The organism is Paenibacillus pasadenensis, from assembly GCF_023715725.1.
Taxonomy (GTDB): domain Bacteria; phylum Bacillota; class Bacilli; order Paenibacillales; family Paenibacillaceae; genus Paenibacillus_O; species Paenibacillus_O pasadenensis_A.
The window spans coordinates 65099-77371 of the sequence record NZ_JAMBOT010000004.1; the positions used below are offsets into that span (position 1 = coordinate 65099).

The 12273-nt window shown below is 52.5% G+C and carries 15 protein-coding genes; 3 read left to right on the plus strand and 12 right to left on the minus strand.

Going from position 1 to position 12273, the window contains the following annotated elements:
• Positions 1-140 precede the first annotated feature (140 nt).
• The 7 genes from M3223_RS11715 to M3223_RS11745 form a co-directional block, all read right to left on the minus strand.
• Positions 141-563, minus strand: coding sequence for a phage tail assembly chaperone (locus tag M3223_RS11715; protein WP_251561550.1), 423 nt, complete (start codon positions 561-563; stop codon positions 141-143).
• A 120-nt stretch (positions 564-683) separates the two neighbouring features.
• On the minus strand, positions 684-1148 hold the full coding sequence (locus M3223_RS11720; RefSeq protein WP_251561552.1) for a phage tail tube protein: 465 nt from the start codon (positions 1146-1148) through the stop codon (positions 684-686).
• 1 nt (position 1149) lies between these two features.
• Positions 1150-2463 (minus strand): phage tail sheath family protein, encoded by a 1314-nt coding sequence (locus M3223_RS11725; RefSeq protein ID WP_251561554.1) that lies wholly within the window; start codon positions 2461-2463, stop codon positions 1150-1152.
• A 1-nt stretch (position 2464) separates the two neighbouring features.
• Positions 2465-2668 carry a hypothetical protein gene (locus M3223_RS11730; protein WP_251561556.1) on the minus strand — a complete coding sequence of 68 codons (204 nt, stop codon included), beginning with the start codon at positions 2666-2668 and terminating at the stop codon, positions 2465-2467.
• Entirely contained in the window at positions 2661-3092 is a 432-nt protein-coding gene (locus M3223_RS11735) for a phage tail terminator family protein (RefSeq protein WP_251561558.1), read from the minus strand. Before M3223_RS11735 ends, M3223_RS11730 begins: the two co-directional genes overlap by 8 nt.
• A gap of 1 nt (position 3093) precedes the next feature.
• Entirely contained in the window at positions 3094-3489 is a 396-nt protein-coding gene (locus tag M3223_RS11740) for an HK97 gp10 family phage protein (RefSeq protein ID WP_251561560.1), read from the minus strand.
• A 528-nt stretch (positions 3490-4017) separates the two neighbouring features.
• Positions 4018-4716: an RNA polymerase subunit sigma-24 gene (locus M3223_RS11745; RefSeq protein ID WP_251561562.1), complete on the minus strand. Its 699-nt coding sequence runs from the start codon at positions 4714-4716 to the stop codon at positions 4018-4020.
• A gap of 311 nt (positions 4717-5027) precedes the next feature.
• On the opposite strand from M3223_RS11745, the gene M3223_RS11750 reads away from it, so the two are divergent.
• From M3223_RS11750 to M3223_RS11760, 3 genes are all read left to right on the plus strand, one after another.
• Positions 5028-5387, plus strand: a complete 360-nt coding sequence (locus tag M3223_RS11750) for a helix-turn-helix domain-containing protein (RefSeq protein WP_251561565.1) — start codon at positions 5028-5030, stop codon at positions 5385-5387.
• 15 nt (positions 5388-5402) lie between these two features.
• The gene (locus tag M3223_RS11755; protein WP_251561567.1) at positions 5403-5879 is read left to right on the plus strand and encodes an ImmA/IrrE family metallo-endopeptidase; all 477 of its coding nucleotides are present in this window, start codon (positions 5403-5405) and stop codon (positions 5877-5879) included.
• Positions 5880-6431: 552 nt separating this feature from the next.
• A complete protein-coding gene (locus M3223_RS11760; protein ID WP_251561569.1) occupies positions 6432-6896 on the plus strand; it encodes a hypothetical protein in 465 nt (154 codons plus the stop codon).
• A gap of 90 nt (positions 6897-6986) precedes the next feature.
• On the opposite strand, the gene sufB is transcribed toward M3223_RS11760, so the two are convergent.
• Genes sufB through sufC form a run of 5 tightly spaced genes read right to left on the minus strand, consistent with a single transcriptional unit; the run spans position 6987 to position 12160 of the window.
• Positions 6987-8384, minus strand: a complete 1398-nt coding sequence (gene sufB / locus M3223_RS11765) for a Fe-S cluster assembly protein SufB (RefSeq protein WP_251561571.1) — start codon at positions 8382-8384, stop codon at positions 6987-6989.
• A gap of 34 nt (positions 8385-8418) precedes the next feature.
• The gene (gene sufU / locus M3223_RS11770) at positions 8419-8853 is read right to left on the minus strand and encodes a Fe-S cluster assembly sulfur transfer protein SufU (RefSeq protein WP_251561573.1); all 435 of its coding nucleotides are present in this window, start codon (positions 8851-8853) and stop codon (positions 8419-8421) included.
• Complete coding sequence (locus M3223_RS11775; protein WP_251561575.1) at positions 8840-10066, minus strand: cysteine desulfurase; 1227 nt, start codon at positions 10064-10066, stop codon at positions 8840-8842. Before M3223_RS11775 ends, sufU begins: the two co-directional genes overlap by 14 nt.
• Entirely contained in the window at positions 10063-11361 is a 1299-nt protein-coding gene (sufD, locus tag M3223_RS11780) for a Fe-S cluster assembly protein SufD (RefSeq protein ID WP_251561577.1), read from the minus strand. The genes M3223_RS11775 and sufD overlap by 4 nt, the downstream gene beginning before the upstream one ends.
• A 19-nt stretch (positions 11362-11380) precedes the next feature.
• Entirely contained in the window at positions 11381-12160 is a 780-nt protein-coding gene (gene sufC / locus M3223_RS11785) for a Fe-S cluster assembly ATPase SufC (protein WP_251561578.1), read from the minus strand.
• Positions 12161-12273: the final 113 nt, after the last annotated feature.

A 12273-nucleotide genomic window follows, 5' to 3' on the forward strand; every position in this document is an offset into this window, starting at 1 on the left:
CTTCTCCGCATCGAGTCGGACACGAATCATGGCGATCAGCGCCGCTTTGCGCCGGACGCTCAGCTCGGCAAAATCCCAAGGCAGTACTCCATATTCGTTGAGAGCGTAGTAAGCGTAATTCCACTCCCCTTCGCCCTCTTCTAGTCGTTTTTTACTTCATCGGAAAGCTCGCTTACATCCCTGTCAAAACCGTTGATTTCCTGTACTTTTGCAGCCAGGTTGGCGAATTCGCCCGCCAGCAGCATTTTACGCACAACCGCAGCTGCGCCGCGCACGGCGTAAGACTGCTGCAGCTCAGCATCGTTCAGATCGGGAAACACCACGCAAGCCGCCACCATGCGGCCAAGATAAGCGTTGTAATCCAGCTCCGGCATGCCTTGGCCGTTTTTGCCCTTCGTCCGTTTCATCGACTGGGAGCGCAGCTCCTCGTTCAGTTCCTCGGAAATGGCGCGCAGCTTCCAAGCGGCCGGACGGCCCGTTTCATCAACGAAGCGCTCCGATACGATAACCTCTTGAAGCTCCGATTGCAGGGCGTTTTGGGCAAAAAATAGTTTCATAGACATGTAAATTCCTCCTTATATTTAGAAAGGGCGGAATGAAGCATGACGCTTCCCGCCCTTGAAATCATGCAGCCCTTTGAGCTGCAAGCCTAACTCTTCACCTTACAGCGCATCCAACAACACTTAGCGAGCGGCCGGCTCGTTAAACGAAGTGCCGATGTCGACTTTATGGAAGGTGAATGGAATTTCCTCTTCCAGAGCATCGGACTCCACATCCAGCGAAGCCATGACGACCTCGTCCAGGTTAACGCCGGTCAGCGTTACGACCTGCTTGCCGATCGTGGATGCGGGATCTTCATTTGTCACCGTAATATCAAAATAAGTGTCGATACCAGTATCCATATATTGCTTCATCATCTCGCGGAATTTCGTCGTGACGTAATAAATCGTCATCGTGCCGGTGCCTTCCCAGCCCGTCGCTTTTTTCTGGGTGTTGCGGCTGCCGAGCGTTTTAACGTCCGCTTTGTTCTTTTTCGCCGTTGCTTTGAGGTTTTTTACATAAAACATCTCAATGTTCTGGTTGCCAATCGCCGCGTATGCCGTGCCGGAATGTCCGGAAAGAGTATCTCCTGCGTTCAAAATGGTCATTTTACTTCACCTGTACTTTCATATAGATTTTTTCAATCGCATCTACCGGCTGAATCGACGCGGACACAACGACGGTATCCGGCTCGCTGCCCTGAGCAACCTCAATATCCTTGGAGGCGTCAAAGCCTTGAATCGCCCCGATGGATTGATACTGATCCATCAGCTTGACGCAGTCCTTGCGGAACAACGAGCGGCCGTTTTCGTTATTGCCGATTTTTCCGACGTAGAGCGCTTCGAACGTATTTTTGAAGTCGTTTGCGAGCCCGTCCAGCACGCGGACAACCGGATTTTTGCCAAAAAGCTTGCCCTTCGCCGGAGTCGGCTGATGATAGGAGTTCACATCCTGCTCCACAACGACCGAGCCTGCGCGCGCCGTGAACAGAAATTCACCGCCCTGCAGCGCGGCAACGGTAGCAGAATGGGTTAGACGCGGAGCCGCATCCGCAGCGCCTTCATAAGCCGAAAACGTCAACGACTGGCCTGGACCGGCAGCCGCCGTTGCGGCAGCAACCCACACGGAAGCCTGACCTGCGGACAGAACCGTTCCATCCTCCAGACGAACGCCGTTTTTGACGCTAATAACCCCTTCATCGTTGGCGGAAGCGTAATTTTCCAGTACAACCTGGATTTTGCGTCCTTCCTCTGCACGCAGGCGGCGGGCAAAAGCGGCAAACAGCCCCTTCATAACCGGATCCGTGCCGATGTAAGCCATCGTATGGAATTCCTGAAGCTCAGCGGCCTGCAGAAAATCCGAGTAGTTCTGATTCGTTACCGTGCCGTCGGTGCCGCCGCTCAGCGGAGCGCCCGCAGATGCAGTCAGCGCGCCGGTTCCGCTCCAAACAATCCAGTCGTTGTCGGCCAGTTCATCCACAGTCTCGACAATTTGTTTGTCACGCTCGGCTCCCGCCAAATACGTGATGACCTCAAACTCGCCCGGCTGATCCACGCTGGCTACAACGGCTACGCTCAGCGCATTGCCGCGAACTCCGGCATACTTCGCTTTTGCCGTCAGTGCGCCAATCGTAGCAGCAGCTTGAACTCCTGTATTAAGCCGATACAGCAGCAGGCGGCTAGCCCGCTTCAGCGCTTCGCGAACGAGCAGCAGCTCGGCATCCCCCAGCGAGTAGCCCAGCTTTGGCAGAACGTCCTCGCCCGCTTCAATCACTTGCAGCGTCTGCGGCTCTCCCCAAGACAGCGGCAGCGCCAAAGCAAGCGTGCCCCGGCCGCCCGGAGCAACCGCCGTGCCCTCCGTCACAAAATTGATGTAAACCCCCGGCCTTACTTTGTTCATTACGGTAAAATTGCCTCCTGCCATATTAAACAGCCTCCTTGTTTAGATAAGTCTGAATGAGCGAATCTACTTCCGATTTGGTATAAACCCGATTGTTGTCCAACAGCGCGCTGAGCAGATCCCGGCGTTGCTGGTAAAGTCCGCTTGCCATCAGCTGGCTCTTTGTAAAAGCGGGTTTGCTTGCCGGCTGCTCTGGACCTTCGTCCATCATCTCGGTTTTTTTATCCATCTGTTCCGACCTCCTCCTGCAGCGTTCTCATTAGCGGCGGCTCCCCGCCGGCCTCAATTCCGTCATAAGCAGCATTCCATTTAAAAAGCAGTGTCCCGTCAACCCGCTCATAGCTCATTCCGCTTCCTTTCAGCAGACCGCCTTCCGGCAGCGCAATCGAGGCCATAAGGGAATAAAGCCCCTCCGCCATCTCCGATATCGCATTCTCTGGAGCCGGGGAAGGCGCTTCAGCCGGGACGTAGCGTAAAATGAACAGCGCCTGCCTGCGGTAACGCCGCCCAAGCCTATTTTGCCGAGAACCCGAAAGCTCCCGCAGCTCCATAAAAGGTTTTGGCGCGCTTCCTGAAGCCGGCTCGCCGGTCAGAACAGTGCAGTCGGGAAACTGCTCCCTCAGCCTCGCGGCTATTGCTGCGATCATGTCCATCTCATCCCTCCTTGCCCAGAAGGAGCGCGCTCAGGCTCTGCTCCAAACGGATCGGCCAATCCCGCTCCAGCTCGGCGAGCGCAAGCGCCAGCATGAATTGCCCCTGCTGCAGCGAGCCGTCCGTCCCGGAGCCATACTCCAGCTGCGCGGCTTCAGGCGACGAGTGCCGGATTTCGACTGATATCGTCTCCCCCTGCCGCTGGATGCTGCCGATTTCCCAGCCTTTTCGCAGTTCCTTCTTCTCCTCCGGGATGCGGGAGTTTGCCAACAGGACCGCTGTTTCGGCTTCCTTGCGGAGCGCCTTTTCCAGCTCTCCCGGCAGCTTTTGCTCCAGCTTCAACAGCTGTTTGCGCAGCTTCTGCGGATCGTCCAGCTTCCACATTGCATATCGGCCCATTGAATTCACCCCTTTCTGTTCAACATGCGGCAAATGAGGGCGGCGCTCTTGATTCAACTGCCGAATCGCTGCTGACGATTGCAGTCATCTCTCGTTGTCCCCCTTCCCGCTTTCAACTGCGATGCACTTGCAGCCGATCAGGAAAAACAAAAGCCGCCCGGAATGCCGGGCGGCTTTTGTCTGTTGTTCATCGTTCCTGATACTAGCATATTAACACGGCCAAAACGCCTCCAAAGACTCAACTAAGTCTCATTTCCGTCTCGACATCGTCTCATGGGTTGTGGAATAAGAGTGCTTGGTTATGCCGCAATTCTCTGCCTGATGCGAGCGAGCTTTCAAATCCCTTATCCTGTGTGGACTTATTTCGTATCGTTTCTTGCGTATACGCTGTATCTGTTATGGCTTTTGCAGCTTGTAAAAGAAAGAGCCGCCCACAAGCGGCAACATATTAAATAGTACTAGACGAAAAAGAGAGGCTCGGTCATTATCGACCAAGCCTCTCTATTCAACTTATGCGCAGCCCGTAAGCTAATCCCGCTGCCATTCCAAAATTCTCAGAAACATTTTTGCCGCCGCCGGCTTCCAGCGGAAAAACGTCGGACGCGACACGCAAAGCGCCATCGCCGAGGCTTCCGCCGTTTTGCGGTCCAGATAGTACAGCCGAATCAGCTGGCCATATCCTTCCTTCTGCTCCTCAAGCATCGTCACCGCATCCTCAAGCTGCTCCTGTTCGCTCTGCAGCTGCTGCAGCCTGGCCATTCTTTCCAGCACGGAGTCGTAATCGCCCATTTTTCCTGCGCGCGCTTCAATGACCTTTTCCAGCTTGCCGCGCAATTCTCTCAGCAGTCTGTCATCCTCCAGATCGTTGCCCTTGCGGGGAATCGCTGCTAGCTGGCTTTTGGTGCCGGTCGGGTACTTGTTGTCCAAATAAGCATGCGCAATCGACTCCAGTTTTTGCTCATGTTTATTCAGGTACATATAAGAAGGCATCGTCCGCAGACGCCGGTGAAGATCCTGCAGCTGATCCTCCTGATTGAGCCGGCTAACCGTCAGACCCGCTCCAACCGAGTAGTTGCCTAGAACTTTAATTTGCAGCTTTAGCTCGCGGTATCTCTTAGCGGCATCATGCACGAGGCTTTCCACCTGTTTATTGTTAAGCTCGTCGATAAGCTCATCCAGCGGTTTGCGCGGGGCGGAACCGATGCCTTCGATTGCGTTTGTTAACATCTTTTCCTTCCTCCTTTAAAAAATGATGTCTAGATCAAATTTAATTTGAGTACCTGCCACAAAAAATAAGCACAAATGTTCCCGTAACCATCTTGCACTTTTACGTCTTCTATTTTATAATGGAGTTTAAAATAAAAAATAATTTGAGTTCGGCTCCACATCCTGCCAACCAGCCTGTCAATTGGTTGAATAAACTGGAATTTGAGGAGTCCGATAGCAATTAATCATCTGTGACCTACTATATCACTCAAATTATATTTGAGCAATAGCTTGTCTCAAACTCATGGGAGAACAAGGGGGAGAATGAAACGATGTCGCTCGGCAAACGGATTCGTGAGTATCGAGTCAAACGAGGTTTGACCCAAATGCAGCTAGCCGCGAAGCTTCAAATGACGGAAGCCAATATATCCAGCTATGAACGGGACAAAAGCGCCCCTCCAAGCGACAAGCTTAACCAGCTGGCCGAGATTTTGGATGTCACCTTGGATTATTTGCTGAACGGCGTCAATCAGCCTTCCTCTCCCAAAAGTCTGCAGGATATCGGGCAGGAGCTGACGGAGGAGCAGATTTTGACGATGGCGGCGCACCGTCTTGGGCATGAAGGGCCGTTATCGGGGCAGGAACTGGATCAAATTAAACTGGCGCTGCGCATCGCATTAGCCAAAAAATAATCTAGGGGAGAGGTTATGTCCAAATACGAAAGCTTGCTGCGGGAAACGCCTGTACTGCTGAGCGAGCAAGCTGATCTTCCCGACAAAATCAAGGGACTATATGTAGAAACAAAGGCGGTACAAGCCATTCTGCTGAGCCGGAGCCTGCAAACTTCCACCGAGAAAGCCTGCATATTGGCAGAGGAGCTAGGTCACTACTATACCTCATCCGGTAATATCACCGACCAGTCCGTTCTTGTGAACCGCAAACAAGAAAAGCGAGCCCGCAATTGGGGCTTTGAGAAGCTCATTCCTTTGTCCGAGCTGGTGCGGGCCTATATCGGCGGCTGCCGCAATGCTTTCGAGATTGCCGAATTTTTGGAGGTTACCGAGGAGTTTTTGAAGGAATCCATCGTTCATTATCAGGAAAAGTACGGCCAGATGGTCGTCCTTGACCGGTTTACGCTTTACTTTGATCCGCTCGGAGTTGCGGAGCTGTTCGAGCCAAAATAACTTGTACAATTATTAAATCTCAAGTTCTAGTTAATAATACTGGTTTGCAAGAATATTTAATTTATCCCCGAAGTATATTCTGATCATCTTTCATAGCGACTCCCCATTATCACGATATTATTGCTATGTGCTGAGCGATTTCATTTCAAGTAGAACTCGCTCAAGCACGTAGGTATTAGTGAAGTTTTTTGACTTGAAAAACGAATAAGACGCCGTATTGGAGAGAACATCGTTTCCGCCAGTACGCGGACCACACGTGAACGTATTCAACCAAAACTTACTTCGGATTCTCAACTTGGTTACAACTGTATAATACAATTTTTTCACTCGGATAGAACATCTAAATTATACGGTTATCCTTCATTCATATTTCTTGGTTTAAAGAGGTTTTTTTGTTCCTCTAAATCTCTACTGTTTCAATAGTAAATCAGGCCTAATAGTTCGACAATATATCCGCTTTACCGACTTCCTAATTAGTAAATATTAACCATTCCTTAAAATTACATTATTATTTATAATTGGAATCGAATAATATAAAAGGAGGTTTTTTCGTTGGTTCATTTAAGCAAAAAATTTGCGAGTTTGTTTATGATTGTGATGTTGTTAGCATTTTCCCAATCAGCGTTTGCTTCAAATATGGGGACGAATGCAATTGGAATTGGTGATAATGAAGCGACAGCTATTCCCCTCACCCCTCAGTTTCTACCTTTTGAGTTTTACTTATCAAACTCCACGGACCTCGATTGGTACCAGTGGAAAAATGAATCGAGTACTCACCAAGTTATGTGGGCTGGTTTAAATTCACCATCTAATGGGAACTATAAAATGAAATACAAAATTAAGTTTGTAAATGGAGAGGAGACCACTTTATTCACCGCAGTTCCTGGTGTTGAAAATGGTTATACTTATTTTGATCATATCATTCTACCAGCTGGAGCAACTGTCTACCTTCAAATTTCTTCTGTCTCATTTAACTCTAGTGATCGCTTTTATTCGCTCAGATTTAATTACTATTAATTTTATATTAAAAATACAATAAATAAACGTGCCCCAGGCCATTGAGTCTCAAGACTCAATGCGCTACGGGCACGTTTTTAGTTCAAATAGTTAACCGATCGAGCCTTCCATTTCGAACTTGATGAGACGATTCATCTCAACCGCGTACTCCATCGGCAGTTCCTTCGTGAACGGCTCGATGAAGCCCATAACGATCATTTGCGTCGCTTCCGCTTCGCTCAGACCGCGGCTCATCAGGTAGAACAGCTGATCCTCGGATACTTTGGATACAGTTGCCTCATGCTCCAGCGTGATGTTGTCGTTCATGATCTCGTTGTACGGGATCGTGTCGGACGTGGACTCGTTGTCGAGAATGAGCGTATCACATTTGATGTTCGCCTTAGCGCCCTCGGCGTTGCGGCCGAAGGAGCAAAGTCCGCGGTACGTTACTTTGCCGCCGTGTTTGGAAATCGACTTGGAAACGATCGTCGACGTCGTGTCAGGAGCAAGGTGAATCATCTTTGCGCCTGCGTCCTGATGCTGGTTTTTGCCTGCTACGGCGATGGAGAGCACCATGCCCTTCGCGCCGCGGCCACGCAGAACAACCGCAGGGTATTTCATCGTCAGCTTGGAGCCGATGTTGCCGTCGACCCATTCCATCGTCGCGTTTTCGTCTGCAACCGCGCGTTTTGTAACGAGATTGTAGATGTTCGGCGCCCAGTTCTGGATCGTCGTATAACGAACGCGAGCGTTCTTTTTAACGATGATCTCAACGACCGCGCTATGCAGGGAGTTTGTGCTGTATACCGGAGCTGTACAGCCCTCAACGTAATGCACAAAGCTGTCCTCGTCGGCAATGATCAGCGTACGCTCGAATTGGCCCATGTTCTCGGAGTTAATACGGAAGTATGCCTGTAGAGGAACTTCACATTTTACGCCCTTTGGTACGTAAATGAAGCTGCCGCCGGACCATACTGCGCTGTTTAGCGCCGAGAACTTGTTGTCCGCAGGAGGAATGACGGAGCCGAAGTGCTCACGGAAAATTTCCGGATGCTCGCGAAGCGCCGTATCCGTATCCGTGAAAATAACGCCCTGCTTTTCCAGGTCTTCCTGCATGCTGTGGTAAACAACCTCGGACTCGTACTGTGCGGATACGCCTGCGAGGAACTTTTGCTCCGCTTCAGGAATACCGAGCTTGTCAAATGTTTCCTTGATTTCTTGCGGAACTTCCTCCCACGTTTTGCCCTGCTTCTCGGAAGGCTTAACATAGTACTGAATATCGTTGAAATCCAGTCCATCCAGATCTCCGCCCCAGCGAGGCATAGGCATTTTGTTAAACTGATCCAGCGATTTGAGACGGAAGTTCAACATCCACTCCGGCTCGCCTTTCATTTCGGAAATCGTGCGAACGATCTCCGGCGTCAGGCCTTTGCCCGACTGGAATACCGCTTTGTGCTCGTCGCGGAAACCATATTTATATTCTTCCATTTCAGGCATCGATTTTGCCATGATTGGTCACGCTCCTTGTTATGCAGCTTGTGGCCTATCCTTCTTGTTTGCCCTGCGACTCGACGCCCTTGCGAAGGGCGTTCCAGGCCAAAGTCGCACATTTGATGCGGGCAGGGAATTTGTTCACACCCGACAGCGCTTCGATATCTTCCAGCTCTTCGAATTCCACCGGCTCGCCTTTCATCAGGGCAGAGAACTTCTCCGCCATCGCATAGGCCTCTTCCAGCGTACGGCCTTTGACCGCTTCGGTCATCATCGACGCTGAGCTCATGCTGATGGAGCAGCCTTCCCCGGTGAACTTCGCCTCGGCAACCTTGCCCTCGTCCAGTTGGAGCTGAAGCGAAATGCGGTCTCCACAGGTCGGATTGTTGAGGTTAATCGTAACCGCATCCTCATCCATCGTACCACGGTTACGGGGATTCTTGTAGTGATCCATTATAACCCGGCGGTATAGATCATCCAATTGCATGCCCGAAGAACTCCTTTGTCCGGAGCAGCGAGGCCGCCAGCCGGTCTACATCCTGCTCGGTATTGTACAGATAAAAGCTTGCCCGCGCAGTAGCCGTTACATCCAGCCAGCGCATCAGCGGCTGGCAGCAGTGATGACCGGCGCGCACGGCGATGCCTTCAGAATCCAGCACCGTGGCGACGTCATGCGGATGCACGTCGTCCAGATTAAACGTAATCAAGCCGACGCGGCCCTCGCGAGGCCCGTAAATCGTTATGCCCTCGATATCCGACAGCTTGCTGTATGCGTAAGCAGCCAGCTCTTTTTCGTGACGGTCGATGTTTTCCAGCCCGATCTCCTCCAGGAAATCCATAGCTGCAGCAAGTCCGACGGCGCCCGCAATAATCGGCGTGCCGGCTTCAAAGCGCCAAGGAATATCCTTCCAGGTCGATTCGTACAAGTCGACAAAGTCAATCATTTCGCCGCCGAATTCATTCGGCTCCATCGCCTCCAGCAGCGACTTGCGGCCGTAAAGAGCGCCGATTCCCGTCGGTCCGCACATCTTGTGGCCGGACAAGGCATAAAAGTCGCAATCGAGCGCCTGAACGTCGATCCGCATATGCGGCGTGCTCTGCGCGCCGTCTACAACCATAACAGCGCCGTTGCGATGTGCGATCTCGGTAATTTCCTTGATCGGATTGATGACGCCAAGCACGTTGGACACGTACATGACGGATACAATCTTCGTCCGGTTTGTCACCGTCTTCTCCACATCGGCGAGGCTGATCGTGCCGTCCGGCTGCAGCGGAATATACTTCAGCACCGCGCCGGAGCGCTTCGCAGCCTGCTGCCAAGGGATGAGATTGCTGTGATGCTCCATCGGAGTCAATACGATCTCGTCACCTTCCATCAAAACGGAAGACGCGTAGCTCGATGCCACCAGATTAAGCGCCGTCGTTGTGCCCCGGGTGAAAATAATTTGCTCGGCGGCCGGCGCGTTCAGGAAGCGGGCGACGCGTTCGCGCGCACCTTCGTAAGCTTCCGTAGCGCGGGAGCCGAGCGTATGAACGCCGCGGTGCACGTTGGAATTGTCCAATTCGTAATAACGTTTAACGGCTTCAATGACGGAGCGCGGCTTCTGGGAAGTCGCCGCGCTGTCGAGGTAAACGAGCGGATGCCCGTTTACCTCTTGATGGAGAATCGGGAACTGCTTCCTGATTTCCGCTATATTCATGCCTCAAGCTTCCTTTCGAGCAGCTGCTGCAGCTGCTCGCGCACGGCGTCGATCGGAATTTCAGTCACGACTGGGGCAAGGAAACCATAGATGATCAAACGCTGAGCTTCTTCCTTGGATACGCCGCGGCTCATCAGGTAATATACCTGCTCCGGGTTAACCTGGCCTACGCTCGCTGCATGTCCGGCCGTAACGTCGTCCTCGTCGATCAGCAGAATCGGATTGGCGTCGCCGCGGGCTTTAGGGCTAAGCATGAGAACCTTTTCGGTTTGCACGCCGTTTGCCTTCGTCGCGCCCTTCTCGATTTTGGTAACGCCGTTAATAATTGCCGAAGCTTCTTCTTTCATAACGGCGCGAGTCACCATGTTGCTGTCGGAGTTGAGGCCGAAATGTTTCGCTCCGGTTGTCAGGCTCATCTTCTGCTTGCCTGCTCCGATGCTGACTACGGCCGCATCCGAGGAGGAACCGTTGCCCTTCAAAATGGACAACGTGTCGGAAACGACATTGCCGTCGTTAAGATCGCCGATTACCCATTGGATGCGGGCGTCGTTTTCCAGCACCGCGCGACGCGTCGTCAAGTCGATGACGTTGGAGCCGAGCTGGTGAATCGTAGCAACGTCAACCTTCGCACCCGCTTCCGCGAACACCTCGATGACGGAATGGTGGACGGCGTCAGCGCCGCCGCCAATCGTCAAGGCATTGTCGACGTACGTCACGCGGCTATGCCGTTCCGCTACGATCAGAATATGCGGCGCGAACGAAACGTCCGCATTATCGTTATAGAACAAAGCCTGAAGCGGAACGTCAACCTCTACGTCCTTCGGAACGTACAGGAACACGCCTCCGTTCCAAAGCGCCGCATGCAGCGCCGTCAGTTTGTTCTCATCCTTTTTAACCGCTTGAAACAGGTATTTTTGCACCAGCTCAGGATGTTCAGCCGCAGCCGTCTCCAGATCGGTGAAAATAATGCCCTTCGCGCTCAGCTCTTCCGGCAGACGGCGCAGTACCGTGCCAGAGCCGCGCTGTACAACGAGCGCTCCTGCGCCCGCTACGAGCGATGCCGCCGCTTCCGGCAGCTCGCTTTCAGCGGAAAGCGCCTGAGGCTTGCCATATTGGCCGAAAGCCGTCAGATTCCAGCGGTCGATCCGGGTTTTCTCCGGTTTCGGCCATTCCAGAGAGCCTGCCAGCTCCGCCGCTTCGCCGCGAAGGGAGGTGAGCCATGCCGGTTCTCCCTTGCTGCGGGACAGCTCTTCCGCGAATTCCCGTTCGACGGGATTCTCAAGTTGTGTGCTCATACGTAACCCCTCCCGTCTCTTAAGCCTGGCCTACAGTTTCGTCTACGATGCCAAGCTCGTTCTTGACCCAATCGTAGCCTTCCGCCTCAAGGCGCTCCGCCAGTTCCGGTCCGCCGGATTTAACGATGCGGCCCTGCATCATAACGTGAACAAAATCAGGCTTGATGTAGTTCAGCAGGCGCTGGTAGTGAGTAATGATGAGGAAGGCGCGGTCGTCGGCACGCATAGCGTTAACGCCTTGAGCGACGATTTTCAGAGCATCGATGTCAAGACCGGAGTCGATTTCGTCAAGAATAACAACCTTCGGATCCAGCAGCATCATCTGCAGAATCTCGTTGCGTTTTTTCTCGCCGCCGGAGAAACCTTCGTTCAGGTAACGGTGAGCGAACTCAGGGTTCATCTCGAGTTCTTTCATTTTACCTTCCATTTGGCGGATGAACTTGATCAGGCTGATCTCGTTGCCTTCCTCGCGGCGTGCATTGATTGCGCTGCGCAGGAAGTCGGAGTTCGTCACGCCCGAAATTTCGCTCGGGTATTGCATCGCCAGGAACAGACCAGCGCGGGCGCGCTCGTCAACGCCCATCTCCAGCAGGTCTTCGCCGTTCAGCTCGGCGGAGCCACCCGTAACTTCATACTTTGGATGTCCCATCAAAGCGGAAGCCAGTGTACTTTTGCCGGTGCCGTTAGGACCCATGATCGCATGGATCTCTCCACCCTTCATACTGAGGCTGAGCCCCTTCAAAATTTCCTTGCCTTCAATCTCTGCTTTGAGTCCTTCAATCGTAAATTGCGTTGCCATGTACAAACCTGCTCCCTTCAACATATGAGTGACTTGCCGCTTAAAGCGGGCAAGCGGTAATCGTCGTTTTCTTCCGGCCGCCGCTAGGTCCGACGCACAGAACTGATTCTCAG

What these genes read in the sequence shown, in the direction of transcription:
- M3223_RS11715 (WP_251561550.1), bottom strand. Translation starts at nt 563, where the DNA reads ATGTCTATGAAACTATTTTTTGCCCAAAACGCCCTGCAATCGGAGCTT.
- M3223_RS11735 (WP_251561558.1), bottom strand. Translation starts at nt 3,092, where the DNA reads ATGGACATGATCGCAGCAATAGCCGCGAGGCTGAGGGAGCAGTTTCCC.
- sufB (WP_251561571.1), bottom strand. Translation starts at nt 8,384, where the DNA reads ATGGCAAAATCGATGCCTGAAATGGAAGAATATAAATATGGTTTCCGC.
- M3223_RS11750 (WP_251561565.1), top strand. Translation starts at nt 5,028, where the DNA reads ATGTCGCTCGGCAAACGGATTCGTGAGTATCGAGTCAAACGAGGTTTG.
- M3223_RS11745 (WP_251561562.1), bottom strand. Translation starts at nt 4,716, where the DNA reads ATGTTAACAAACGCAATCGAAGGCATCGGTTCCGCCCCGCGCAAACCG.
- sufC (WP_251561578.1), bottom strand. Translation starts at nt 12,160, where the DNA reads ATGGCAACGCAATTTACGATTGAAGGACTCAAAGCAGAGATTGAAGGC.
- sufU (WP_251561573.1), bottom strand. Translation starts at nt 8,853, where the DNA reads ATGCAATTGGATGATCTATACCGCCGGGTTATAATGGATCACTACAAG.
- M3223_RS11725 (WP_251561554.1), bottom strand. Translation starts at nt 2,463, where the DNA reads ATGGCAGGAGGCAATTTTACCGTAATGAACAAAGTAAGGCCGGGGGTT.
- M3223_RS11755 (WP_251561567.1), top strand. Translation starts at nt 5,403, where the DNA reads ATGTCCAAATACGAAAGCTTGCTGCGGGAAACGCCTGTACTGCTGAGC.
- M3223_RS11775 (WP_251561575.1), bottom strand. Translation starts at nt 10,066, where the DNA reads ATGAATATAGCGGAAATCAGGAAGCAGTTCCCGATTCTCCATCAAGAG.
- M3223_RS11720 (WP_251561552.1), bottom strand. Translation starts at nt 1,148, where the DNA reads ATGACCATTTTGAACGCAGGAGATACTCTTTCCGGACATTCCGGCACG.
- M3223_RS11740 (WP_251561560.1), bottom strand. Translation starts at nt 3,489, where the DNA reads ATGGGCCGATATGCAATGTGGAAGCTGGACGATCCGCAGAAGCTGCGC.
- sufD (WP_251561577.1), bottom strand. Translation starts at nt 11,361, where the DNA reads ATGAGCACACAACTTGAGAATCCCGTCGAACGGGAATTCGCGGAAGAG.
- M3223_RS11730 (WP_251561556.1), bottom strand. Translation starts at nt 2,668, where the DNA reads ATGGATAAAAAAACCGAGATGATGGACGAAGGTCCAGAGCAGCCGGCA.